Below are 23401 nucleotides of genomic sequence, written 5' to 3'. Positions count from 1 at the left end.
TGGAAGGCGCAGGACGTCTGCGCCCAGGACGTGCCGCTGCTGCAGATCCGGCCGGGCTCGGACCACCCGAGCGCCTGCCACTTCGCCGAGAAGCGGGAGATCGTCGTCACCCACGAGGTGGCCTGAACCAATCCGGACCGCCTGCCGACGTCAGCCCGACGCCGGCAGGCGGTTCGTCGTCCGTGGCGCGGGTCGGGTCACAGCGGGCCGCGGCCGGCGCGCAGCAGCAGGAGCGCGAGCTGCGTGCCGTCGGCGCCGAGTTCGGTGCGGAACCGCTCCAGGATCTCCCGCTCGCGGGAGAGCACCAGCCGGGTGCCCCCGGCCGCCATCCGGGTCGCGCCGACCTCCTGGGACAGCGCCGCCCGTTCCTGCCAGAGCGCGATGAGCGTCCGATCGATCTCGTCGATCCGGCGCCGGATTTCACCGATCCGCTCGGCCGCCACCGAGTCGTCGGTGCCGGTCCGCGCCGCCGCGGCGCCGGTCGGGTCACCGCCGGCCCGCCGGTCGTGCCGCGCCAGGCCGTCGCTGGACTCCACCACGTCAGTCATCATCGTCGTCCCTCTCGGGGCTCGGACCCGGTACCCGGATCCCGGGACGGAAATGCCCCGGGCTCGGGGAGCCCGGGGCATTTCGTAGGTCTGATGTGATCAGGCGCGACCCACGGCTGCCGGACTCCCGGTGCCGTAGTAAAAAAAGCGCTGATCGGACACGTCGTCGAGTATGCCGACCGGCGGGGCGGACGCGCAAGGAAACCGGCCAACAGATGGGACGGGACGCGGTGCGGGGACCCGGGCGCGCGGACGGGGAAGTGTCCGGGCGACGGCATAGACTCGGGCTGCGATGCATCCTCTCTTCGACATTCCCGCGTCCCCGCCCGCGCCGGAGTCCCGGCCGACCCCGCCACGCCGTTCCGGGGGCGCCCGGTCGGACCCGCAGGCCCTCCTCGACGGCCTGAACGGCCCGCAGCGGGACGCGGTGACCCACGCCGGCTCCCCGTTGCTGATCGTGGCCGGCGCCGGCTCGGGCAAGACGCGCGTGCTGACCAACCGGATCGCCTACCTGCTCGCCGCCCGGGACGCGCACCCCGGCGAGATCATCGCGATCACGTTCACCAACAAGGCCGCCGGCGAGATGAAGGAACGGGTGGCCGCGCTGGTCGGCCCCCGCGCCCGGATGATGTGGGTGTCGACGTTCCACTCGGCCTGTGTCCGGATCCTGCGGGCCGAGCACGAGCACGCCGGCCTCAAGTCGACGTTCTCCATCTACGACGCCGACGACTCCCGGCGGCTGATGCAGCTGGTGGCCCGCGAGCTGGACCTGGACCCGAAGCGCTACCCGGCGCGGGGGCTGGCGGCCCAGGTGTCCAACCTGAAGAACGAGCTGGTCGACCCGGAGGAGTTCGCCGGCCGGGCCAAGGGCCCGAACGAGCGGGCGCTGGCCGAGGCGTACGCGCTCTACCAGCGCCGGCTGCGCGAGGCCCACGCGCTGGACTTCGACGACCTGATCATGACCACCGTGCACCTGCTCCAGTCGCATCCGCACGTGGCGGAGAGCTACCGGCGCCGGTTCCGGCACGTGCTCGTCGACGAGTACCAGGACACCAACCACGCCCAGTACGTCCTGATCAAGGAGCTGGTCTCCGGCACCGAGGGCATCCCGCCGGCCGAGCTGTGCGTGGTGGGCGACGCCGACCAGTCGATCTACGCGTTCCGGGGCGCGACCATCCGCAACATCCTGGAGTTCGAGCGGGACTTCACCGACGCCCGCACCATCCTGCTGGAGCAGAACTACCGCTCGACCCAGACCATCCTCAACGCGGCCAACGCGGTCATCGACCGGAACACCTCCCGCAAGCCCAAGCGGCTGTGGAGCGACGCCGGCGCGGGCGAGCAGATCGTCGGCTACGTGGCGGACACCGAGCACGCCGAGGCGGACTGGGTGGCCCGGGAGATCGACCGGCTGGTCGACGCCGGCGACACCCGGCCGGGCGACGTGGCGGTCTTCTACCGCACCAACGCCATGTCCCGGGTGTTCGAGGAGGTGTTCATCCGGGTCGGCCTGCCCTACAAGGTGGTCGGTGGGGTGCGCTTCTACGAGCGCAAGGAGGTCCGCGACGCGCTGGCCTACCTGCGGGCCGTGGTCAACGACGACGACACGGTCAGCCTGCGCCGGATCCTCAACACCCCCCGGCGGGGCATCGGCGAACGGGCCGAGGCCTGCGTCGAGGCGCTGGCCGCCCGGGACCGCATCTCGTTCGGCGCCGCGCTGCGCCGGGCGAAGGACGCGCCGGGCATCTCCACCCGGGCGGCCAACGGCATCGCCGAGTTCGTCGGGCTGCTCGACTCGGCCCGTGAGCTGACCGCCACCGGCACCCCGGAGGAGGTGCTGGAGGCGCTGCTGACCCGCTCGGGGTACCTGGCCGAGCTGGAGGAGAGCCTCGACCCGCAGGACGCCGGCCGGGTGGACAACCTCCAGGAACTGGTGAGCGTCGCCCGGGAGTACACCGAGCGGATCGAGTCGCTGGGCGCGGACGACGAGCGGGCCACGCTGGCCGGCTTCCTGGAGCAGGTGGCGCTGGTCGCCGACGCCGACGCGATCCCCTCCGACGACCCCGACCACCAGGGCGTGGTCACCCTGATGACGCTGCACACCGCCAAGGGGCTGGAGTTCCCGGTGGTCTTCCTGACCGGCCTGGAGGACGGCGTCTTCCCGCACCTGCGTTCGCTCGGCGACACCCGTGAGCTGGAGGAGGAGCGCCGGCTGGCGTACGTGGGCATCACCCGGGCCCGGCAGCGCCTCTACCTGTCCCGGGCGGTCACCCGGTCGGCCTGGGGCGCGCCGGCCTACAACCCGCCGTCGCGGTTCCTGGAGGAGCTGCCGCCGGAGCTGGTGCGGTGGGAGCGCACCGAGGGGTCGTACACCTCGTGGGGTGGCGGCGGCGGTGGCGTGGGTGGCCGGGCGGACCGGTTGTCCGGCGGCGGCCGGGGTGGCTTCACCGGCGGCACGCCGAGGGCGACCCAGCTCGCCAAGCGTCTCGGCGTGGACGCCAGCCGGCTGGCCACCGCGAGCGACCTGAAGCAGACGCCCAAGGTCTCGGTGGGCGACCGGGTCAACCACCAGCGCTACGGCCTGGGCCGGGTGCTGGCGGTGGAGGGCGCCGGGCCGGGTGCCCGGGCGCAGATCGACTTCGGCGAACAGACCATGTGGCTGGTGCTGCGGCACGCGCCGATCGACAAGCTCTGAGCGTCCAGGAGGCCCGGTCCGGTGTCGCACCGGCCGGGCCTCCTCGTCGTGCGGTGGCGGTCAGCAGGCCACGTCGATGCCGCGGGCGCGCAGGAACGGCGCCGGGTCGATCTGGTTCCACATCGCACCCTGGTGCACCTCGAAGTGCAGGTGCGGGCCGGTGGCGTCCCCGGTGGCGCCCTCGTAGCCGATGACCTGACCGGCCTTCACCCGGTCGCCGACGGCGACGAGCAGCCGGCTCTGGTGGGCGTAGTGGGTCAGGTAGCCGTCGTGGTGGTCGACGAAGACGGAGTTGCCGTAGCCGTCGCCCACGTCGCCGGCCTTGACCACGGTGCCGGACGCGGCGGCCCGGATCGGGGTGCCGGCGGGCATGGCGAAGTCGATGCCGGCGTGCAGCGTGCCCCACCGCGGCCCGAAGCAGGACGTGATGTCGGCGCCCCGCATCGGGATGACCCAGCTCGGCTTCGGCGCGGCCTTCTTCTTTTTCGGCTTCGGCTTCGGCTTCGGCGGCACGGTCTGCTTCGGCTTCGGGCTGGTCGTGCTCGGGCTGGGGGACGGGCTGGCCGGCGTCGCGGACGGGGTGACCGGGCTGACCGACTCGCGGGCCGACCGGTCGGCGCGGGCGGCGGCCTCGGCGCGGGCCCGCGCGTCGAAGTCGACAGCGGCCGGCGTCGGCGCCGGGTGGTCGTCGGTGGCGACCAGGACACCGCCGAGGCCGAGGCCGAGCAGAGCCAGCGCGCCGGTGACCAGGTACGCGGTCCGCCGGCCGGTGCGCCGGTGCCGGGCGGGGGCGGGGTCCGGGGTGGTGCCGTTCGGGGTGGGACTGCTGTGCTGCACGGGAACCTTCACCAGTTGAGGGGCACGTGGACCTGGAAATACTGGTGTGGGTCCGGGATCGCGGCGATGGCGGGTTCGTGGCCCGGCGGGGTGCGCCGCCGGAGATTGTCCCCGATCGGGCCGGCCTGGGCGGTTCCCGACAAGCGTCGATCATCGGCCGGTGTGGGCCCGCTCACATCGTGCGGTGTGACGGGGCAGACATCGGGACACGGAAAACCGCCCGGATCGCGGGATCCGGGCGGTTGTCGGGCGGTGCGGAGCGTCAGGAGGCGGCTACGTCGCCGTAGAGTGCCTCGGTTTCGAGCTTGATGTCCACTCCGCGCTCCTGAAGGAACGTCACCGGGTCGCGCGGCTCGCCGTTGACATGCACCTCAAGGTGCAGGTGCGAGCCGTAGGAGTGGCCGGTGTTGCCGACCAGGCCGAGCTGGTCGCCGGCCTTGACCTGCTGGCCCTCCTTGACGGTGACCGCGGAGGAGTGGCCGTAGATGGCCTCGCTGCCGTCGGCGTGCTTGACGATCACGGCGTAGCCGTAGCCGCCGAACCAGCCGGCCTTGGTGACGGTGCCGGCGTGGACCGCCTTGTAGGGCGTGCCCTCCGGCGCGACCAGGTCGATGCCGGTGTGCAGCTTGCCCCAGCGCATGCCGTAGGGCGACTTGAAGTCGTAGCCGTGCAGGGGGAGGAGCCAGGGGTCCTGCTCGGTGGCGGCGGTGTCGCCGCCCGACCGGTCGTCGCGGGTGGCGCGGTCGGCGCTGTCGGCGCGGGCCGCGGCGTCCTGGCTGGCGACCGAGGCCTGCCGGAGCTCGTCGAGGACGGACGGGCTGACGCTCTTGGCGTCGGGGAGGGCGTTCGCGCCGAGGGCGACGATGCCGGCGCCGACGAAGGCGGTCGTGACGACCGCCGCGTAGCGGCTCCGCGGGGGGGTGGGTACGCGGCGACGACCGCGATATCGATCGGGCTCAGACGACAGGCGCTGGCGCACGCACACCCTCCGTTGTCGGGGATCCGATGCGACCTCGGGCCGTTCGGTGAAGCTCTGTCGAACGTCCGGTGCCGCGTCGTCACCCGTCCGTGGACCTGATGACAACCGTGGACACGTTAGCCAACCGCCACTCCTGTCACAAGCCGAAGCGCCGAATCGGCGTTTCGTTATGTCCGTTTACATCCTGTCTTGTGTCATCTCGTGCCGCCGGTTGGACGGCCTGCCGACCGACCTTTCGTCGCGGACCGTGACCGATCGGCGGAGGTGTCCGACTTCCGGCGCGTCCGGGTGGGCGGTATGGCGCAGCCCGGCTTTCCGCTCCCGGTCCGCCCGGGTTACCGTTCGTTCAGGTCAGCAGTGCCGATGCCGGTGAAAGGTGTGCAGATGAGCTCTCGGATTCGGGTCGTCGTCGCCAAGCCCGGCCTGGACGGCCACGACCGCGGCGCGAAGGTCGTCGCCCGCGCGCTGCGCGACGCCGGCATGGAGGTCATCTACACCGGCCTGCACCAGACCCCCGAGCAGATCGTCGAGACGGCGATCCAGGAGGACGCGGACGCGGTCGGCCTCTCGGTGCTCTCCGGCGCGCACATGACGCTGTTCAAGCGCGTCGTCGAGCTGCTCACCGACCGCCAGGCGGCCGACATCGTGGTCTTCGGCGGCGGCATCATCCCGGAGGCCGACATCCCGGAGCTGGAGCGGCTCGGCGTCGCGAAGATCTTCACCCCGGGCGCCACCACCGGGTCGATCGTCGACTGGGTACGGGAGAACGTGGCCCAGCCGGTCGGCTGATTCCGGGCAGGGGGAGGGGCCGGACGCACCCCTCACACGCCCGGCCCCTCTATGCACGATGCCCCGCCGCCACCCCTCGACCGACAGGGCATCGGCCGCTCCCGTCATCGCGCTTGACCAGCGCTCCGACATCAGACTCAACGACGCCCCTGACCGGGGGTTACGCCCCGACGTGGACATCCCCCGGACGGCTGACACCGCGTCTCTCGTCGTGCGCTACCGCGACGACGGCTGTGCATTACCGCACACCCCGCACCCGCTCGGTTGCCGCCGGTTCCCATCTCGTTAGGCTGCGGCAAATGGCCTGTCTGTTCTGATGACAGGCGTCAAACTGATTTTCCAACGCTGGTGGCGGCGCGACGGCGCGCCGCGGAGACGGGACGGGACGCGCAATCGTGGACCTGTACGAGTACCAGGGGCGGGACCTGTTCGAGCGGCACGGTTTGCCCGTGCTCGCCGGCGGCGTCGCCACTACCCCGGAGGAGGCCCGCGCGATCGCCGAACGCCTCGGCGGCCGGGTGGTCGTCAAGGCGCAGGTGAAGGTCGGTGGCCGCGGCAAGGCCGGCGGCGTGAAGCTGGCCGAGGGCGCGGAGGAGACGGTGGCCCGCGCCACCGACATCCTCGGCATGGACATCAAGGGTCACACGGTCCACAAGGTCATGATCACGGTGACCGCGGACGTGGCCGAGGAGTACTACTTCTCGTACCTGCTCGACCGGGCGAACCGCACCTTCCTCTGCATCGCCAGCGTCGCCGGCGGCATGGACATCGAGGCGGTCGCCGCCGAGACCCCCGAGAAGGTCGTCAAGGCGCCGATCGACGCGAACACCGGCGTGGACGAGGCCAAGGCGCGTGAGATCGTCACCGCGGCCGGCTTCCCGGCCGAGGTCGCCGACCAGATCGTCGACGTCGCGGTCGGGCTGTGGCAGGCGTTCGTCGCCGAGGACGCCACCCTGGTCGAGGTGAACCCGCTGGCCACCACGAAGGACGGCAAGCTGCTGCTCCTGGACGCCAAGGTCACGCTGGACGAGAACGCCGGGTTCCGGCACCCGGACCACGAGGCCCTGGTCGACCAGGCGTCGGTGGACCCGCTGGAGCAGGCCGCCAAGGAGAAGGACCTCAACTACGTCAAGCTCGACGGCGAGGTCGGCATCATCGGCAACGGCGCGGGCCTGGTCATGTCCACGCTCGACGTGGTCGCGTACGCCGGGGAGCGGCACGGCGGCGTCAAGCCGGCCAACTTCCTCGACATCGGCGGCGGCGCGAGCGCCGAGGTGATGGCGAACGGCCTGGAGATCGTCCTCTCCGACCCGTCGGTGAAGAGCGTCTTCGTCAACGTCTTCGGCGGCATCACCGCCTGCGACGCGGTCGCCAACGGCATCGTGCAGGCGCTGGCGCTGCTGGAGCAGCGCGGCGAGAAGGCCACCAAGCCGCTCGTGGTCCGCCTCGACGGCAACAACGCCGAGGAGGGCCGGGCCATCCTCGACGGCGCGGCGAACCCGCTCATCCAGCGGGTCGACACCATGGACGGCGCGGCCGAGCGGGCCGCCGAGCTGGCAGCGGCGGGGGTCTGACAATGGCTATCTGGCTGACCAAGGACTCCAAGGTCATCGTGCAGGGCATGACCGGTTCCGAGGGTTCCAAGCACACCCGGCGGATGCTCGCCGCCGGCACCACCGTGGTCGGCGGCGTGAACCCGCGCAAGGCCGGCACCACTGTCGACTTCGACGGCGCCGAGCTGCCGGTCTTCGCCTCCGTCGCGGACGCGATGAAGGAGACCGGGGCCGACGTCACGGTCATCTTCGTGCCGCCGCAGTTCACCAAGGCCGCCGTGGTCGAGGCGATCGACGCCGGCATCGACCTGGCCGTGGTGATCACCGAGGGCGTGCCGGTGCACGACACCGCCGCGTTCTGGGCGTACAACGTGGCCAAGGGCGAGCGCACCCGGATCATCGGCCCGAACTGCCCCGGCATCGCCTCGCCGGGCGCCTCCAACGCCGGCATCATCCCGGCCGACATCACCGGCGTCGGCCGGATCGGCCTGGTCAGCAAGAGCGGCACGCTGACCTACCAGATGATGTACGAGCTGCGCGACATCGGCTTCTCCACCTGCGTCGGCATCGGCGGTGACCCGATCATCGGGACCACCCACATCGACGCGCTGGCCGCCTTCGAGGCGGATCCGGAGACCGACGCGATCGTCATGATCGGTGAGATCGGCGGCGACGCCGAGGAGCGGGCGGCCGAGTTCATCAAGGCCAACGTCACCAAGCCGGTGGTCGGCTACATCGCCGGCTTCACCGCCCCGCCCGGCAAGACCATGGGTCACGCCGGCGCGATCATCTCCGGCTCGGCCGGCACCGCCGACGCGAAGAAGGCGGCGCTGGAGGCGGTCGGCGTCAAGGTCGGCAAGACCCCGACCGAGACCGCCGAGCTGATGCGGGAGCTCATGTCCGGCCGCTGAGCGGTCAGCCGACACGGCGAGGGGGTCGACCGGTTCCGGTCGGCCCCCTCGCGCTCAGCGGTACCAGTACGGGTAGTAGTAGCTGCCCCGGGCCCGCACGATGGCGCTGGCCACGATGTTGATCACACCGAACGCGATGGCCAGCCAGCCGAGCAGCGGCGACCTGCCGTTGCGGCGCGCGTCGCGGATCGACAACCAGCCGAAGACGATGCCCAGGATGCCGCAGCAGAACAGGCCGAAGACGATGCCGAGGACGCCCCAGAGCGTGCTCCGGTCCCGGCCGGCGGCCGGTGGCGGCGGGGGCGGCGGATACGGAGCGTTCACGGCTTCCTCCGAGCGGTCGGTGCCGCGACGGGAACGGTCGCGTCTCAAGCCGAGGCTAGACCGGATCACCGCCGCCGATCCGCGGGTTCGACGAACTCGCCGCGGTCCCGGCCCGGTATCGGACTGCCGTCCTCTCCCGTGGCGTGCCAGAGTAGACGCAATGTCACGTGTCACCCCTGACCAGCCCCGCCGTCCGGCCGCCGGCCCCATCGCCGGCGCCCGGCCGCGCGCCCGTGCCCGCCCCGCCGCGCGCGTGCCCCCGCCCCGGGCGGGTGAGCCGTCGCGCAGCCGGGCCCCGCTGCCCGTGGCCGCCGGGGTGGCCGCGCTCTGGGCGGCGCTGACCTCCCTGCTGCCGGTCGTCGTCGTGCTCGGCCTCGCCCAGCTCACCGAGGACGCCGGGTCGCTCGGCGGCGCGCTGCGCGCCGGCCTGGCCGGCTGGCTGCTCGGGCACGGGGTGCCGTTGCAGACCGCCGCCGGCCCGCTCGGCCTGGCGCCGCTCGCGCTGAGCGTGCTGGTCGTCTGGCGGCTCACCCGGGCCGGGGTGCACGTCAGCCGGGCCGTGGGCGCGCGCGGCGCCGGCTCGCCCCGGCAGGCGCTCGCCGTCGCGGTCGCGGTCGCCGTGGGGTACGCGCTGCTCGGCACGATCGCCGCGGTGGCGGTCGGCGCCGGTGGCGTACGCGTCTCCCCGGTCACGACCGCCGTGACGTTCGCCGTGTTCGCCGCCCCGGCCGCACTCGTCGGCGCGCTGCGCACCACGGGCGTCTGGGCGCTGCTGGCCCGGCGGTGCCCGCCGGTGGTGCGCGACGGGTTGCGGGCCGGGCTGGTCGCGGTGCTGCTGCTGCTCGGCGCGAGCGCCGGCGCGGCCGGGCTGGCGGTGGCCACCGGCGGTGGCGACGCGGCCGACATGATCGGCGCGTACCGGACCGGGGTGGCCGGGCAGGCGGGCATCACGCTGGTCAGCCTCGCGTACGCGCCGAACGCCACCGCCTGGTCGGCCAGCTACCTGCTCGGTCCCGGGTTCGCCGTCGGCACGGACACCGCGGTCCGCACCAGTGAGGTGTCGGTGGGCGCGCTGCCGGCCGTGCCGTTGCTGGCCGGGCTGCCGCGTGGCCCGGTGGACGGGCTGGGCACCGGCCTGCTCGCGGTGCCGGTGCTGGCCGCGATGGCGGCCGGCTGGCTGCTGGCCCGGCGGCTGCTGCGCGCGGCGGCCGAGGACCGGGCCGAGGTCGGCTGGCCGGAGCTGCTGGTCCCGGCCGTGCTCGCCGGCCCGGTCGCCGGGGTCTTGCTGGGTCTGCTCGCGGCGGCCTCGGGCGGGTCGCTCGGCGGTGGTCGGCTGGCCGAGATCGGCCCGGCGCCCTGGCCGGTGACCGCCGTGGCCACGCTGGTGATCGCCGTGGGCGCGGTGCTCGGTGCCGCCGCCGCCCGCACCCTCACCACCCGGACCGTCCCGCCCCCACCCCGGTCCACCCCGCCCCGGCCCGCCCCGACCCCGCGCTGACGGCTCGGGTCTTCGCGGGTGGACGTGACGAAGGGGCGTCCGGCAGCCGCCGGACGCCCCCTCGTCGGAGCCGGTTCAGGAACCGAAGTTGTTCATGTTGATCGCGGCGCCGGCGATGGCGCTGATGATCCCGATGACCACTCCGATGCCACCGCAGATCAGGGCGGCCTTCACCTGGCCCGGGTTGCTGGCCTCGCCGGCCTGGACCTTCTTCTGGCCCAGGAAGCCGAGCACCACGCCGGCGATGCCGGCGGGGACGCCCAGCAGCGGGCAGCAGAGGCCGAGCACGATCGAGGCGATGCCGACGATCATGCCGATCAGGCCCATGGTGTTGTTCTGCCCCTGGCTCTGGCCGGGGCCGGCCGGGTAGCCGGCGGCCGGGTACTGCGGCGCGGCGCCGTACGGCTGCTGCCCGTACGGGTCCTGACCGTAGGGCTGACCGGAGGTCGGCTGGCCGTAGGGCTGACCCGAGGTGGGCTGGCCGTAGGGCTGACCGGAGGTGGGCTGGCCGTAGTCCGGCTGCTGCCCGTACTGCGGCTGCTGCCCGTAGTCCGGCTGCTGGCCGTACTGCGGCTGCTGGCCGTACTGCGGGGGCTGCGGCGGCTGGCCGTACGGGTCGTGCGGCTGGGCGGTCGGGTCCTGGTTCGGCTGCTGGCCGTACGGGTCCTGTCCGGGGTATCCGGGCTGCATGTCGGGAAACTCCTCAGTTGGTGGGCTGTCGGTCAGTTCGTGCCGGTGCTGCCGCCGACGAGACCCGCCAGGCCACCGAACAGGCAACACACCACAATGATGCCGATCCAGACCAGGCCGACGATCAGGGCCCACTTGGACCACTTCCTGGACTCGGCGGCGGCGGCCTGCGCGCCGGCGTAGTCGCCCTGCTGGATCAGCGGGTTGACCTTGGAAGCGTTGATGATCGCCGGGATCGCGAGCGGCCAGAACAGGAAGATCGCGACGATGGACATCGTCATGTTGTTGTCGATCTGCGACGGCTGCTGCTGGGGGTATCCGGGCTGCATGGGGTGGCTCCTCGGGCCGGCGGCACGGCGCGTGCCGGTTACTCGTTCGGGGGTGCGGGTCGGGCGTACGCCGGACACCGGGCGACCGGCAGCGTACCGCGACCCCACTACCTCCGGAGATCATCCGACAGGCCGCCGCCCGACAGCCGGACCGCCCGACCTGCCCGATAGGGTGGCCGCGTGACCGAGCCCGCGTCCGTCGCCCGCCTCGTCGTCCTCGTCTCCGGCTCCGGCAGCAACCTCCAGGCACTGCTGGACGCCGCCACCGACCCCGGCTACGGGGCCCGCGTGGTGGCCGTGGGCGCCGACCGGGACGGGATAGCCGGCCTGGACCGGGCCGCCGCGGCCGGCGTGCCGTCCTTCGTCGAGCGGGTCAAGGACCACCCCACCCGGGCCGACTGGGACAAGGCGCTCACCGCCCGGGTCGCCGAGCACCGGCCCGACCTGGTGATCAGCGCCGGGTTCCTCAAGCTGGTCGGCCCGGAGTTCCTCACCGCGTTCGGTGACCGCTACCTGAACACGCACAACACGTTGCTGCCGGCGTTCCCCGGCATCCACGGCCCCCGCGACGCGCTGGCGTACGGCGTGAAGGTCACCGGGGCCACGCTGTTCTTCGTCGACGCCGGGATGGACACCGGCCCGATCGTCGCCCAGGTCGCCGTACCGGTGCTCGACGACGACGACGAGGAGACGCTCACCGAGCGCATCAAGTCCGCCGAGCGGCGCCAGCTCGTCGAGCAGGTCGGCCGCCTGGTCCGTGAAGGTTGGACGATCACCGGCAGAAAGGTCACCGTTCCGTGAGCACCCATGACGACGCCCGCCGCCCGATCCGGCGCGCGTTGGTCAGCGTCTACGACAAGACCGGCCTGGTCGAGCTGGCCCGCGCCCTGCACGAGGCCGGCGTGGAGATCGTGTCGACCGGCAGCACCGCGTCGACGATCTCCGGCGCCGGGGTTCCGGTCACCCCGGTCGAGCAGGTCACCGGCTTCCCGGAGATCCTCGACGGCCGGGTGAAGACGCTGCACCCGAAGATCCACGGCGGCCTCCTCGCCGACCTGCGCAAGGACTCGCACGCCACCCAGCTCGACGAGCACGGCATCGCCGGGATCGACCTGCTGGTCTCCAACCTCTACCCGTTCCAGGCCACGGTCGCCTCCGGCGCCGACGCCGACGAGTGCGTGGAGCAGATCGACATCGGTGGGCCGGCGATGGTGCGGGCCGCCGCGAAGAACCACGCCTCGGTCGCGGTGGTGACCGACCCGGCCGCGTACCCGGCGGTGGTGGCCGCGCTCGCCGACGGCGGGTTCACCCTGGCCCGGCGGCGCGCGCTGGCGGCCCGGGCGTTCGCCGACATCGCCGACTACGACGTGGCGGTGGCCGACTGGTTCGCCACCACGGTGGCCCCGGCCGAGGACGGCTTTCCGGAGTTCGCCGGGCTCGCGCTGCGCCGCCAGGCGGTGCTGCGCTACGGCGAGAACCCGCACCAGGCGGCGGCGCTCTACGCCGACCCGGGCGCCCCGGCCGGGCTGGCCCAGGCCGAGCAGCTGCACGGCAAGGAGATGTCCTACAACAACTACGTCGACGCGGACGCCGCGTGGCGGGCCGCGCACGACTTCGCGGACCAGCCGGCGGTGGCGATCATCAAGCACGCCAATCCGTGCGGCATCGCGGTCGGCGCGGACGTGGCCGAGGCGCACCGCAAGGCACACGCCTGCGACCCGGTCTCCGCGTTCGGCGGCGTGATCGCGGTCAACCGGCCGGTCAGCGTGGAGCTGGCCGGGCAGGTCGCGGAGATCTTCACCGAGGTGCTGGTGGCGCCCGGCTTCGACGAGGGCGCGCTGGAGCTGCTGCGGGCCAAGAAGAACCTTCGGCTGCTGCGGGCGCCCGCGTTCGCCAGCCGGCCGGCGGAGTGGCGGCAGGTCAGCGGCGGCGTGCTGGTGCAGATGCGGGACGCGGTCGACGCGCCCGGCGACGACCCGTCCGGTTGGACGCTGGCCACCGGCGACCCGGCCGACGAGGCGACGCTGCGCGACCTGGCATTCGCCTGGCGGGCGGTGCGCGCGGTGAAGAGCAACGCGATCCTGCTGGCCCGCGACGGCGCCACCGTCGGCGTCGGGATGGGCCAGGTCAACCGCGTGGACTCGGCACGGCTGGCGGTCAGCCGGGCCGGCGACGAGCGGGCCCGCGGCTCGGTCTGCGCCTCGGACGCGTTCTTCCCGTTCGCCGACGGCCCGCAGCTCCTGATCGACGCCGGCATCCGGGCGATCGTGCAGCCCGGGGGCTCGATCCGCGACGAGGAGACCATCGCGGCCTGCAAGGCGGCCGGCGTGACGATGTACCTCACCGGCACCCGCCACTTCTTCCACTAGGGCTGTTCCGCCCGGATTGCCCTCGCCGCTGGTTACCGTGCGTAGCCGCGGCGGCGAGGTAATCAGGTTTGCGCGGTATACCTCAGAGGCATATTTATGACTCTGAGGTATACCGCTTCACGCTTCACTGGTGCCGCTGCCCCGACACGCCGGAAGCCGGTGGCGGAACGCGCCGCACGCGGGTGGGCCCCCCGTCGCGCGTCGTTGCCGGCCGCGTCGTTGCCGGCCGCCGGGGGCGGTTGCTAGCGTGTGCCGGCGACGTTCGATCGACCGTCTCCACTGTCCGTGAGCCCCGGCAGGTGTGCCATGCGCGTGCGCGACCGGTTGACCGCCGTCGTCGTCATGCTGGCGTTCGTCCTGGCCGCACTCGGCTCCGCTGCCGGTCCGTCCGCTGCCGGTCCGTCCGCTGCCGGTCCGTCCGCTGCCGGTCCGTCCGCTGCCGGTCCGTCCGCTGCCGGTCCGTCCGCCGCCGCCGGTCCGTCCGCCGCCAGCCCGCCCGCTGTCGCACTGCCCGCAGTCGACCCCACCGCAGTCGGCGCGCGCACCCTCGGCCCGTCCGCAGCCGGCCTCTCCGTCGTCGGCGCGCACACGCTCGACCCGTCCGTCGACGGCGGGAACGCCGTCGGGCCGGCTGCCGTCGTACCCGCCTCGGGGTGCCGGGCCGGGCCGGTCGCTTCGCTCGGCGCGTACCCACAACGGCGGTGCGCGGAGCTGTCCGGCGGGTGGTGGGGTGAGCGGCGCGGCGGCCTCGCCTACGGCGACGGGCCGGACGAACCGCTCCCGACCGCGCCCCCGAGCGTCGCCGGCCCGGTGGTGTCGGCGCGGCTCGCGCCGGGACACCGGTCACCGACCCTGCCGCTGCCGCCGCGTGGCGCGCTGGCCGCGCGGGCGCCGCCCACCGTCTGAGTCGCGCCGGAGCCTGCCGCGTCGACCCGGCGGCTCCACCGCGCGCTGCCGTCGCCGACGGGGGGCGCTCCTCACGCACCCCGTCCACGTCCCGCTGCGGCCCCGCCCCTCCTTCCTCCGGGGGACGGGGCCTCAGACGTCCGGGCGCACCTCGGCGAAGTGGCAGGCGCTGGGGTGCGGGTCCGCGGCGCGGGGCACGGTCTGCGGGTCCTGGACGGCGCAGACCTCCTCCGCCTTCCAGCACCGGGTACGGAACCGGCAGCCCGACGGCGGGTCGGCCGGACTGGGCACGTCGCCGCTGAGCCGGATGATCGTCCGGCGGTCGCGGGCCTCCGGGTCGGGCACCGGCACCGCCGAGAGCAACGCCTGGGTGTACGGGTGGGTGGCGCGCTGGTAGATCTGCTCCTCGGTGCCGATCTCCACGATCCGGCCCAGGTACATCACCGCCACCCGGTCGCAGATGTGCCGGACCACGGACAGGTCGTGCGCGATGAAGATGTACGACAACCCGAACTCGTCCTGGAGCTGCGCCAACAGGTTGATCACCTGGGCCTGGATGGAGACGTCAAGCGCCGACACCGGCTCGTCGCAGACGATGATCTCCGGGCGCAGCGCGAGCGCGCGGGCGATGCCGATGCGTTGCCGCTGGCCGCCGGAGAACTGGTGCGGGTAGCGGTTCACGTGCTCCGGGTTGAGCCCGACCACGTCCAGCAGCTCCTGCACCCGCTGCCGCCGGCTGCCCTTCGGTGCGGCGTCCGGGTGGATGGCGAACGGCTCGCCGATGATGTCGCCGACCGTCATCCGCGGGTTCAACGAGGTGTACGGGTCCTGCATCACCATTTGCATGTTCCGCCGCAGCCGCCGCAGCTCCCCGCCGGAGGCCCGGAACAGGTCCCGCCCCTCCAGCGTGGCCCGGCCGGCGGTCGGCGTCTCCAGCCGCATCAGCAGCCGGGCCAGCGTGGACTTGCCGCAGCCGGACTCGCCGACCACGCCGAGCGTCTCGCCCCGGCGCAGCTCGAAGCTCACCCCGTCGACCGCCCGCACCGCGCCGATCTGCCGTTTGAACAGCACGCCCTGGGTGATCGGGAAGTGCTTGACCAGCTCGTCGACGGCGAGGACGGTCTCGCCGCGGACCTTGGCCGGGCTAGCGGGCGCGGTCATCGTGGACCTCCTGCGCGAAGTGGCACGCGCTGGTCCGGCCGTCGCCGAGCACCAGGTCGTGCGGCACCTCGTCGACACAGACCTGCTGCGCGTACGGGCAGCGGGGGTGGAACGGACAGCCGGGCGGGATCCGCATCAGGTTCGGCGGCAGCCCCGGGATGGTCGACAGCGCCTGCCCGCGCACGTCGAGCCGGGGGATCGACTCCAGCAACCCCTTGGTGTACGGGTGGGCCGGCGCCCGGTACAGCGAACGCACGTCGGCGTGCTCGACGATCCGGCCGGCGTACATGACCGCGATCCGGTCCGCCACGCCGGCGACCACGCCGAGGTCGTGGGTGATCAGGATGAGCGCCATGCCGAGGTCCCGGCGCAGGTCGGCCAGGAGGTCCATGATCTGCGCCTGCACGGTGACGTCGAGCGCGGTGGTGGGCTCGTCGGCGATCAGCACCTTCGGGTCCAGCGCCAGCGCCATGGCGATCATGACGCGTTGCCGCATCCCGCCGGAGAACTGGTGCGGGTAGTCGCCGAGGCGCTTCGCCGCGGCCGGGATGCGGACCAGGTCCATCAGCTCGACCGTGCGGCGGCGTGCGTCGGCGCGGGACAGTCCGGCCCGCTGCCGCAGCGACTCGCCGATCTGCCAGCCGACCGGGAAGACCGGGTTCAGCGCGGACAGCGCGTCCTGGAAGATCATCGCGATCTCCGTGCCCCGGACCTGCCGCCGTTCCTCCTCCGACCGGGTGAGCAGGTCCCGCCCCCGGTAGCGGATCTCACCGCCCCGCACGTACGCGGGCGGGGTGTCCAGGATGCCCATGATCGCCTGGGCGGTGACCGACTTGCCGGAGCCGGACTCGCCGAGCACGGCGAGCGTCTCGCCGGCGTCCAGGTGGTACGTCACCCCGTTGATCACCCGGGCCACGCCCTCCCGGGTGCGGAACTCGACGTGCAGGTCCCGTACCTCCAGCAGGTGCCCGTCGGGCGGGGTGGGGGAGGCCGGCGTGGGCCGGACCGCGGACTCGGTCATGGGGAACTCACCGCAACTTCGGGTCGAAGGCGTCGCGGACCGCGTCGCCGAGCATGATGAACGCGAGCACGGTCAACGCGAGGAAGACCGACGGCACGATCAGCGGCGTGGCCGACTCGCGCATGTGCACCCGGCCGGCGTCGATGTCGATGCCCCAGGAGATGGTCGGTGCCTTCAGCCCGATGCCGAGGAAGCTCAGCGTCGCCTCGGCCGCGATGAACGACCCGAGCGCGATGGTGAGCACCACGATGGCCGGCGCGAGCGCGTTCGGCAGGATGTGCCGCCACATGATCCGGCCGTCGCCGGCGCCGAGCATCCGGGCCGCGGCCACGTAGTCCTGCTCGCGGGCGGTGATCACCGAGGAGCGCACCACGCGGGCCGCGGTGGTCCAGCCGAGCAGCGCCAGGACCAGGATGACCGCGAACAGGCGTACCGTCTCGCCGCTGGTGCTCACGCGCTTGAGCAGCACGATCGCGGCCAGCAGCAGCGGGATGCCGAGCACGATGTCGATGACCCGGGAGAGCACCGCGTCGACCCATCCGCCGAAGAAGCCGGCGAGCATGCCGACGACCAGCGCGATCACCCCGGTGATCACCGCGGAGAACGCGCCCACCAGCAGCGAGGCCCGGGCGCCGTAGACCGCTCGGGCGAACGTGTCGCAGCCCTGGAAGTCGTACCCGAAGATGGCCCCGCCGGACGGGCCGGCGTGCTGCCGGGAGAGCACGCAGTCGCGCGGGTCGTTGGCGGTGAACAGCCCGGGGGCGACGGCCATCGCGGCAACCAGCAGGACCAGCAGGAGGCTGAGCCAGAACACCGGGTTGCGGCGCAGGTCCCGCCAGGCGTCGCCGGCCAGGCTGCGGGACCTGCCGGGCCGGCCGGCCCGGTCCGGGGTGCCGGGCTCGCCGGAGACGCCGCGCCGTGCCGACTGGTCCTCCGTCGCCGCCACCGTCTCGAAGTCACTCATATCTGATCCTCGGGTCGAGTACGGCGTAGAGCACGTCCACCACCAGGTTGGACAGCAGGTAGACCACGACGAGCACGCTGACGATGCCCACCACCAGCGGGCCGTCCTCGGTGCGGATGCCGCGGAACAGGTTGAAGCCGACGCCGGGGATGTTGAACACGCCCTCGGTGATGATCGCGCCGCTCATCAGGTTGCCCAGCTCGACGCCGAGGAACGTGACCACCGGGATGAGCGAGTTGCGCAGCACGTGCACGCCGACGATCCGGCGACGCACCAGGCCCTTCGACCGGGCGGTGCGCACGTAGTCGGCGCGCAGGTTCTCGGTGACCGAGGTCCGGGTCAGCCGCAGCGCGGTGGCCAGCGACAGCGAGCCGAGCACGATGCCGGGCAGCAGCAGCGCCCGGAACGAGGGCTGGGCGCCGGCGGTGGGCGGGAAGATCGGCCAGCGTACGCCGAGGAAGTACTGCGCCAGCGGGGCCAGCACGATGGTGGGGATGCCGAGCACCAGCAGCGTGAGCACCAGCGTGGCGTGGTCGAAGACGCCGGAGCGGCGGATGGCCGCGACGACGCCGGCGGTCACCCCGAAGAGCACGGTCACGGCCAGCGCGATCAGCGCCAGTTTCACGGTGACCGGCCAGGCGGCGGCCAGGATGTCGCCGATCTGCCGGCCGGTGAGCGACTGGCCGAGGTCACCGCGGAGCAGGCCGCCGAGATAGTTCAGGTAGCGGTAGAAGAAGCCGCCGACCCCGGTCGCGTCCAGGTGGTACTTCTCGGTCAGGTAGGCGCGTTGGGCGGCGGTGACCGGCCGTTCCCCGGCGAGCGCCTGGATCGGGTCGCCCTGCCCGGCGAACATCAACGCGTAGACGATCAGCGTGGTCCCGAAGAACGCGAGGACCATCTGGAGCAGTCGCCGCAGGATGAACCGGAACATGCCTGCGAGTCTGCCGAAGATGGGGCAAATGCGGGCCAATGCCAAGGCCGGGCCACCCGGTGGGGGTGGCCCGGCCCTGTCGGGGGTGGGTCAGGCGCGTTCGATCTTCAGCAGGTCCACCCGGTCGAAGAGGTCCACGTGGACGTTCTTGACCTTGGTGGAGTGGCCGAAGTTGTTCTGCCCGTACCGCAGCGGGATCACCGGCAGGTCCTGCGCGAGCAGGTCCTCCGCCGCCTGGTACTTCTTGACCGCCTCGTCCGCGCTCGCCGCGCGGGCGCCCTCGGCGAGCAGCTTGTCGAACTCCGGGTTCGAGTAGCCGTAGTAGTTCGACGAGCCGTTGGTGCTGTACAGCGGGCCGAGGTAGTTCTCCATGGACGGGTAGTCCATCACCCAGCCCATCCGGAACAGGCCCACCGACTGCTTCTGCTTGAGCTTGGTCAGCAGGTCGGCGAACTTCGGCTCGGCGTTGCCCACGCACTCCACGCCCAGGTTGGCCTTGAGCTGGTTGCAGGTGGCGTCGATCCAGTCCTTGTGGCCGCCGTCGCCGTTGTAGGACAGCTCGATCTTCTTCGGGCCGCCCGCGGCCTCGTACATCGCCTTGGCCTTGGCCGGGTCGAACGCGCCGGCGGTGCCGATGGTGTTCTCCCGGTAACCGGCGACCACCGGCGAGACGAACGAGCGCGCCGGCTGCTGCGAGTCCTTGAAGATCGACTTGGTGATCTCGTCCCGGTCGATCGCCATCGAGATGGCCTTGCGCACCTCGGGCTTGCTGAACTCCTTCTGGAACGTCGGGAACGCCAGCACCTGGAGCGACGAGGCCGGGCTCTGCTGGAACCGGTCGCCGAGGTCGGTGGCGGCGGTCGACAGGTTCTCGGTCGGGATCGTCTTGATCACGTCGAGGTTGTCCGACAGCACGTCCGCGTACGCGGCGGTCGGCTGCTGGTAGATCCGGAACTCGACGCCGCCGACCTTGGGCTGCTCGCCGGTGAACGCGTCGTAGCGCTCCACCTCGACCTTGGCGTCGTGCTGCCAGGAGCCCTTCATCTTGAACGGGCCCTGACCGATCGGCGCCTGCTCGTACCCCTCGGCCAGCACGCCCGGCGCGGAGAACGCCGCCTTCGGCAGCGGGTAGAACGCGGTGTAGCCGAGCATGGTCTTGAAGTCCACGTACGGCTCGGTGAGCGTCACGGTGAACGTCAGGTCGTCGACCTTCGTCAGGCCGCTGAGCGTCTGCGCCTTCGGCTTCTCGCCCTGGAGGTCCTCGTAGCCGGCGATCTTCTCGAAGAAGTAGCTGGAGTTCTGGCCGTTCGGCGCGTACGCGCCGTAGTTCCAGGCGTCGAGGTAGTTGTCGGCGGTGACCTTCTCGCCGTTGTGGAACGTGTAGCCGGGCTTCAGCTTGATCGTCCAGACCTTGTTGTCCGACGACGTCACCGACTCGGCTGCCACCTCGTGCGGCTTGTTCGCCTCGTCGTAGTCGACGAGCGGGCTGAACAGCGCCGACAGCACCTGCGAGCCACTCGTCTCGTTGGTGTTGGTCGGCACCAGGTGCTGCGGCTCGGCGATCTCGATCCGCACGGCCGCGTCGGGGTCGCTTGCGCCGCCGCCTCCACCGCCGGAGCCGCAGGCCGTCAGGCCCAGGGTCACCGCGAGCGGCAGAGCGGCCCAGGCCGCGAGCCTACGAACACGCATGGAGTCTCCTCATCTCCTCACGCTGCGCGGTCGGCCCGACGCTGGGTGACGCTGCGCAACGAGCCGTAACGGTAGGTCGCGCTGCGGCGGATCGACAACGGATGCGTTGCGAGCTGGTAACGGAACGTGCCGTCGAGTCCCGTTTCGTGGCCCGCACGACCACTCTCAGTGACGGAAACCACGTTGCGGAGCGTGATCGGTGCCCGTCGTCGTCCGGCTCGCCGAGGAACATGAGACGATCACGACGTGACGGCGACGATCCTGGACGGCAAGGCCACCGCGGCGGAGATCAAGGACGAGCTGCGAGCGCGGGTCAAGGCGCTCGCCGAGCGCGGCATCACCCCCGGGCTCGGCACGGTCCTGGTCGGGGAGGACCCCGGCTCCCAGGCGTACGTCAACGGCAAGCACCGCGACTGCGCCGAGGTCGGCATCGCCTCCCTGCGCGTCACGCTGCCGGCCGACGCCACCCAGGAACAGCTCGACGCGGCACTGGCCGAGCTGAACGCGGACCCGGCCTGCCACGGCTACATCGTCCAGCTCCCGCTCCCGGCCCACCTGGACACCCAGCGGGCGCTGGAGTCGATCGACCCGGACAAGGACGCCGACGGCCTGCACCCGGTCAACCTGGGCCGGCTCGTGCTCGGCTACGACGCCCCGCTGCCCTGCACCCCGCGCGGCATCGTCGAGCTGCTGCGCCGGCACGACGTGCCGCTGCGCGGCGCGAACGTCGCGGTGGTCGGTCGGGGCAACACGGTCGGCCGCCCGCTCGGCCTGCTGCTCACCCGGCGCAGCGAGAACGCCACCGTCACGCTCTGCCACACCGGCACCCTGGACCTCGCCGGCCACACCCGCGCCGCCGACATCGTCATCGTGGCGGCCGGCGTGCCGGGGCTGCTCACCGCCGACATGATCACCCCCGGCGCGACGGTGGTGGACGTCGGCATCACCCGGGTGATCGGCGGCGACGGCAAGGGGCGCTACACCGGCGACATCGACCCCGAGGTGGCCGAGGTGGCCGGCAAGATGGTCCCGATGCCCGGTGGCGTCGGCCCGATGACCCGGGCGATGCTGCTCACCAACGTGGTCGAACGCGCCGAGCGGGACGCCTGACCACCCAGACAGGTCATAACCGTCCGCCCCTCGCCCGATCGGTGCCAGGATGGCTGATACGGTCCGGAAAACCGACTGGTATCAGGGAGTGGGACGACCATGGGTAAGAAGGTCACTGTCGTCGGGGCCGGCTTCTACGGCTCCACCACCGCACAGCGCCTGGCCGAGTACGACATCTTCGAGACCGTCGTGATCACCGACATCGTGGAGGGCAAGCCGGCGGGCCTCGCCCTCGACCTCAACCAGTCGCGGGCGGTCGAGGGCTTCGAGACCAAGCTCGTCGGCGTCACCACCGGCCCGAACGGCGAGGGCTACGAGGCCATCGAGGGCTCGGACGTCGTCGTCATCACCGCCGGCCTGGCCCGCAAGCCGGGCATGAGCCGGATGGACCTGCTGGAGACGAACGCCAAGATCGTCCGGCAGGTCTCCGAGAACGTCGCCAAGTACGCCCCGAACGCCGTCGTCATCGTGGTGTCGAACCCGCTCGACGAGATGACCGCGCTGGCCCAGATCGCCACCCAGTTCCCCAAGAACCGGGTGCTCGGCCAGGCCGGCATGCTCGACACCGCCCGGTTCACCAACTTCGTCGCCGAGGCGCTGAGCGTACCGGTGAAGTCGGTCCGGACCCTCACGCTCGGCTCGCACGGCGACACCATGGTCCCGGTGCCGTCGAAGAGCACCGTGAACGGCAAGCCGCTGCGCGACGTCATGCCGGCCGAGCAGATCGAGGAGCTGGTCGTCAAGACCCGCAACGGTGGCGCCGAGGTGGTCGCGCTGCTCAAGACCGGTTCCGCCTACTACGCGCCGTCCGCCGCCGCGGCCCGGATGGCGAAGGCCGTGGCCGAGGACTCCGGCGACGTGATGCCGGTCTGCGCCTGGGTCGACGGCGAGTACGGCATCTCCGGCGTCTACCTGGGCGTCGAGGCCGAGATCGGCGCCGAGGGCGTCAAGCGGGTCGTGGAGACCGAGCTGGACGCCGACGAGCTGGCCGCGCTGAAGGAGGCCGCCGAGGCCGTCCGTGCCAAGCAGGGCGACGTCGCCTCCATGTGACCCGAGCACCATCCGCCACGAGGGGCGGCCGGCTTCCGCCGGCCGCCCCTCGCGCGTCCCACCCACCCACCCAGCCCCCGCAGATTCACGGAAAGAGTGGCCATTCCTCCCGGGACAGCCACTCTTTCCGTGAATCTGCGGGCGGTGGGGGTTGAGGATTGAGGTGGTGGGGTGGGTGGGGTGAGGGTCAGGGGTGGGGGGTGAAGGGGGCGCCCAGGTGGGGGGTGGCCAGGAGGAGCGGGGAGAGGGTCGACAGGACGCGCTCGCGGGTCCGGCCGGCGCCGGCCCGGTCCTCCTCGTGGACGTAGCACAGTGCCGGGTCGATCAACTGGATCGCGTGCACCAGCAGGTCGCCGGTGACCAGGAGGCGGTCGTCGCCGGACTCCACCAGCACGGACTGGTGCCCGGGGGTGTGGCCGGGCGTGCTCAGCACGCGTACCCCCGGGGTGAGGTCGGTGTCACCGTCGAGCACCCGCAGCCGGCCGTCGGCGCGCAACGGCCCGAGCAGCCGGGCCGGCAGTTCCGGGTGGAACAGCTCCAGCGCGTCCAGCTCGGCGCGCTGCACCAGGTGGTCCGCATTGGGGAACAGCGAGCCGGCCCAGCCCACGTGGTCGCTGTGCAGGTGGGTGAGGACCACCGTGCGGACGTCCGCCGGGTCGATGCCGGCGTCGGCCAGCTCGGCCGGCAGCCGGCCGGGCACCGGCGCCCAGCTCGCCGCCAGCGCGTCCGCCGGGCCGATGCCGGCGTCGACCAGGGTGACCGGCCCGTCACCGGTACGCAGCGCGAACGCGCGGAACGGCAGCCGCCAGCCGCCGTCCGGCCCGACCGCGTCCGGGTCCCGCCGGTCCGCCTCGCGCCAGTTCGCTTCGGTGGCGTCGGGGAACGCCTCCTCGCGCGGCATGAAGAAGGGGCCCGCTCCGTCGAGCAGCGAGGTGATCGTGATGGACCCGAGCGTGTGCGTCAGCGGCATGCGGGAAGGATGTCACCGCGAGGCCGGCTGGGTCACCTCCGACGGTTTCCAGTACGCTCGTACTGCTTGAGCACGTG

At 72.4% G+C, this 23401-nt stretch carries 23 protein-coding genes and 1 pseudogene; 11 read left to right on the top strand and 13 right to left on the bottom strand.

Annotated features, from left to right (window positions below; translation table 11 throughout):
- Nucleotides 1-126 (top strand): annotated as a pseudogene (locus tag ACIA6B_RS30730) (peptide ABC transporter ATP-binding protein); the annotation flags it as partial.
- A gap of 71 nt (nucleotides 127-197) precedes the next feature.
- Here ACIA6B_RS30730 and ACIA6B_RS30725 read toward each other — a convergent pair.
- Nucleotides 198-551 (bottom strand): chorismate mutase, encoded by a 354-nt coding sequence (locus ACIA6B_RS30725; RefSeq protein WP_396778730.1) that lies wholly within the window; start codon nucleotides 549-551, stop codon nucleotides 198-200.
- A gap of 289 nt (nucleotides 552-840) precedes the next feature.
- On the opposite strand from ACIA6B_RS30725, the gene pcrA reads away from it, so the two are divergent.
- Nucleotides 841-3243 (top strand): DNA helicase PcrA, encoded by a 2403-nt coding sequence (gene pcrA, locus ACIA6B_RS30720; protein WP_281937975.1) that lies wholly within the window; start codon nucleotides 841-843, stop codon nucleotides 3241-3243.
- Between the two features lie 60 nt (nucleotides 3244-3303).
- Here the strand turns inward: pcrA and ACIA6B_RS30715 are convergent, their stop codons facing one another.
- Together ACIA6B_RS30715 and ACIA6B_RS30710 are read right to left on the bottom strand one after the other, a co-directional pair.
- Nucleotides 3304-4080, bottom strand: coding sequence for a M23 family metallopeptidase (locus tag ACIA6B_RS30715; RefSeq protein ID WP_396778728.1), 777 nt, complete (start codon nucleotides 4078-4080; stop codon nucleotides 3304-3306).
- A gap of 262 nt (nucleotides 4081-4342) precedes the next feature.
- Nucleotides 4343-5059, bottom strand: coding sequence for a M23 family metallopeptidase (locus tag ACIA6B_RS30710; RefSeq protein ID WP_396778726.1), 717 nt, complete (start codon nucleotides 5057-5059; stop codon nucleotides 4343-4345).
- A gap of 384 nt (nucleotides 5060-5443) precedes the next feature.
- Here ACIA6B_RS30710 and ACIA6B_RS30705 point away from each other — a divergent pair, with 384 nt between their 5' ends.
- From ACIA6B_RS30705 to sucD, 3 genes are all read left to right on the top strand, one after another.
- The gene (locus ACIA6B_RS30705; protein ID WP_107158910.1) at nucleotides 5444-5848 is read left to right on the top strand and encodes a cobalamin B12-binding domain-containing protein; all 405 of its coding nucleotides are present in this window, start codon (nucleotides 5444-5446) and stop codon (nucleotides 5846-5848) included.
- Nucleotides 5849-6243: 395 nt separating this feature from the next.
- On the top strand, nucleotides 6244-7422 hold the full coding sequence (gene sucC / locus ACIA6B_RS30700; protein ID WP_107158926.1) for an ADP-forming succinate--CoA ligase subunit beta: 1179 nt from the start codon (nucleotides 6244-6246) through the stop codon (nucleotides 7420-7422).
- A 2-nt stretch (nucleotides 7423-7424) separates the two neighbouring features.
- On the top strand, nucleotides 7425-8312 hold the full coding sequence (gene sucD / locus ACIA6B_RS30695) for a succinate--CoA ligase subunit alpha (protein ID WP_396778724.1): 888 nt from the start codon (nucleotides 7425-7427) through the stop codon (nucleotides 8310-8312).
- A 54-nt stretch (nucleotides 8313-8366) separates the two neighbouring features.
- Here sucD and ACIA6B_RS30690 read toward each other — a convergent pair whose 3' ends face one another.
- Nucleotides 8367-8636: a DUF4190 domain-containing protein gene (locus ACIA6B_RS30690; protein ID WP_396778722.1), complete on the bottom strand. Its 270-nt coding sequence runs from the start codon at nucleotides 8634-8636 to the stop codon at nucleotides 8367-8369.
- 160 nt (nucleotides 8637-8796) lie between these two features.
- Here ACIA6B_RS30690 and ACIA6B_RS30685 point away from each other — a divergent pair, with 160 nt between their 5' ends.
- Nucleotides 8797-10134 (top strand): DUF6350 family protein, encoded by a 1338-nt coding sequence (locus ACIA6B_RS30685; RefSeq protein ID WP_396778720.1) that lies wholly within the window; start codon nucleotides 8797-8799, stop codon nucleotides 10132-10134.
- A 75-nt stretch (nucleotides 10135-10209) separates the two neighbouring features.
- Here ACIA6B_RS30685 and ACIA6B_RS30680 read toward each other — a convergent pair whose 3' ends face one another.
- Together ACIA6B_RS30680 and ACIA6B_RS30675 are read right to left on the bottom strand one after the other, a co-directional pair.
- The gene (locus ACIA6B_RS30680) at nucleotides 10210-10824 is read right to left on the bottom strand and encodes a hypothetical protein (RefSeq protein WP_396778718.1); all 615 of its coding nucleotides are present in this window, start codon (nucleotides 10822-10824) and stop codon (nucleotides 10210-10212) included.
- A 32-nt stretch (nucleotides 10825-10856) separates the two neighbouring features.
- Nucleotides 10857-11153: a CD225/dispanin family protein gene (locus tag ACIA6B_RS30675; protein ID WP_107158938.1), complete on the bottom strand. Its 297-nt coding sequence runs from the start codon at nucleotides 11151-11153 to the stop codon at nucleotides 10857-10859.
- Nucleotides 11154-11333: 180 nt separating this feature from the next.
- Here ACIA6B_RS30675 and purN point away from each other — a divergent pair, with 180 nt between their 5' ends.
- The 3 genes from purN (at nucleotide 11334) to ACIA6B_RS30660 (ending at nucleotide 14428) form a co-directional block, all read left to right on the top strand.
- Nucleotides 11334-11954 (top strand): phosphoribosylglycinamide formyltransferase, encoded by a 621-nt coding sequence (gene purN / locus ACIA6B_RS30670; protein ID WP_281937957.1) that lies wholly within the window; start codon nucleotides 11334-11336, stop codon nucleotides 11952-11954.
- Nucleotides 11951-13522 (top strand): bifunctional phosphoribosylaminoimidazolecarboxamide formyltransferase/IMP cyclohydrolase, encoded by a 1572-nt coding sequence (gene purH, locus ACIA6B_RS30665; protein ID WP_396778715.1) that lies wholly within the window; start codon nucleotides 11951-11953, stop codon nucleotides 13520-13522. Before purN ends, purH begins: the two co-directional genes overlap by 4 nt.
- A gap of 306 nt (nucleotides 13523-13828) precedes the next feature.
- The gene (locus ACIA6B_RS30660; RefSeq protein WP_396778714.1) at nucleotides 13829-14428 is read left to right on the top strand and encodes a hypothetical protein; all 600 of its coding nucleotides are present in this window, start codon (nucleotides 13829-13831) and stop codon (nucleotides 14426-14428) included.
- 132 nt (nucleotides 14429-14560) lie between these two features.
- On the opposite strand, the gene ACIA6B_RS30655 is transcribed toward ACIA6B_RS30660, so the two are convergent.
- The 6 genes from ACIA6B_RS30655 to ACIA6B_RS30630 all read right to left on the bottom strand — a co-directional run bounded on the left by ACIA6B_RS30655 (nucleotide 14561) and on the right by ACIA6B_RS30630 (nucleotide 20376).
- Nucleotides 14561-15589, bottom strand: a complete 1029-nt coding sequence (locus ACIA6B_RS30655; protein WP_396778712.1) for an ABC transporter ATP-binding protein — start codon at nucleotides 15587-15589, stop codon at nucleotides 14561-14563.
- Nucleotides 15573-16610: an ABC transporter ATP-binding protein gene (locus ACIA6B_RS30650; RefSeq protein ID WP_396778711.1), complete on the bottom strand. Its 1038-nt coding sequence runs from the start codon at nucleotides 16608-16610 to the stop codon at nucleotides 15573-15575. The genes ACIA6B_RS30655 and ACIA6B_RS30650 overlap by 17 nt, the downstream gene beginning before the upstream one ends.
- Nucleotides 16611-16617: 7 nt before the next feature.
- Nucleotides 16618-17574 (bottom strand): ABC transporter permease, encoded by a 957-nt coding sequence (locus ACIA6B_RS30645; protein ID WP_107158965.1) that lies wholly within the window; start codon nucleotides 17572-17574, stop codon nucleotides 16618-16620.
- On the bottom strand, nucleotides 17567-18505 hold the full coding sequence (locus ACIA6B_RS30640) for an ABC transporter permease (protein WP_396778709.1): 939 nt from the start codon (nucleotides 18503-18505) through the stop codon (nucleotides 17567-17569). Before ACIA6B_RS30640 ends, ACIA6B_RS30645 begins: the two co-directional genes overlap by 8 nt.
- A 90-nt stretch (nucleotides 18506-18595) precedes the next feature.
- Nucleotides 18596-20194 carry an ABC transporter substrate-binding protein gene (locus tag ACIA6B_RS30635; RefSeq protein ID WP_396778708.1) on the bottom strand — a complete coding sequence of 533 codons (1599 nt, stop codon included), beginning with the start codon at nucleotides 20192-20194 and terminating at the stop codon, nucleotides 18596-18598.
- 17 nt (nucleotides 20195-20211) lie between these two features.
- On the bottom strand, nucleotides 20212-20376 hold the full coding sequence (locus tag ACIA6B_RS30630) for a hypothetical protein (protein ID WP_396778706.1): 165 nt from the start codon (nucleotides 20374-20376) through the stop codon (nucleotides 20212-20214).
- A gap of 64 nt (nucleotides 20377-20440) precedes the next feature.
- Between ACIA6B_RS30630 and ACIA6B_RS30625 the strand changes: the two genes are divergently transcribed.
- Nucleotides 20441-21304 carry a bifunctional methylenetetrahydrofolate dehydrogenase/methenyltetrahydrofolate cyclohydrolase gene (locus ACIA6B_RS30625; protein ID WP_396778705.1) on the top strand — a complete coding sequence of 288 codons (864 nt, stop codon included), beginning with the start codon at nucleotides 20441-20443 and terminating at the stop codon, nucleotides 21302-21304.
- A 99-nt stretch (nucleotides 21305-21403) separates the two neighbouring features.
- Nucleotides 21404-22354, top strand: a complete 951-nt coding sequence (locus tag ACIA6B_RS30620; RefSeq protein WP_281937947.1) for a malate dehydrogenase — start codon at nucleotides 21404-21406, stop codon at nucleotides 22352-22354.
- A 187-nt stretch (nucleotides 22355-22541) separates the two neighbouring features.
- Here ACIA6B_RS30620 and ACIA6B_RS30615 read toward each other — a convergent pair whose 3' ends face one another.
- Nucleotides 22542-23324 (bottom strand): MBL fold metallo-hydrolase, encoded by a 783-nt coding sequence (locus ACIA6B_RS30615; protein ID WP_396778703.1) that lies wholly within the window; start codon nucleotides 23322-23324, stop codon nucleotides 22542-22544.
- Nucleotides 23325-23401 lie beyond the last annotated feature (77 nt).

The sequence above is a fragment of the Micromonospora sp. NPDC051141 genome, assembly GCF_044455765.1.
Taxonomy (GTDB): Bacteria; Actinomycetota; Actinomycetes; order Mycobacteriales; family Micromonosporaceae; genus Micromonospora.
This window is presented reverse-complemented; position numbering and strand designations above follow the sequence as displayed.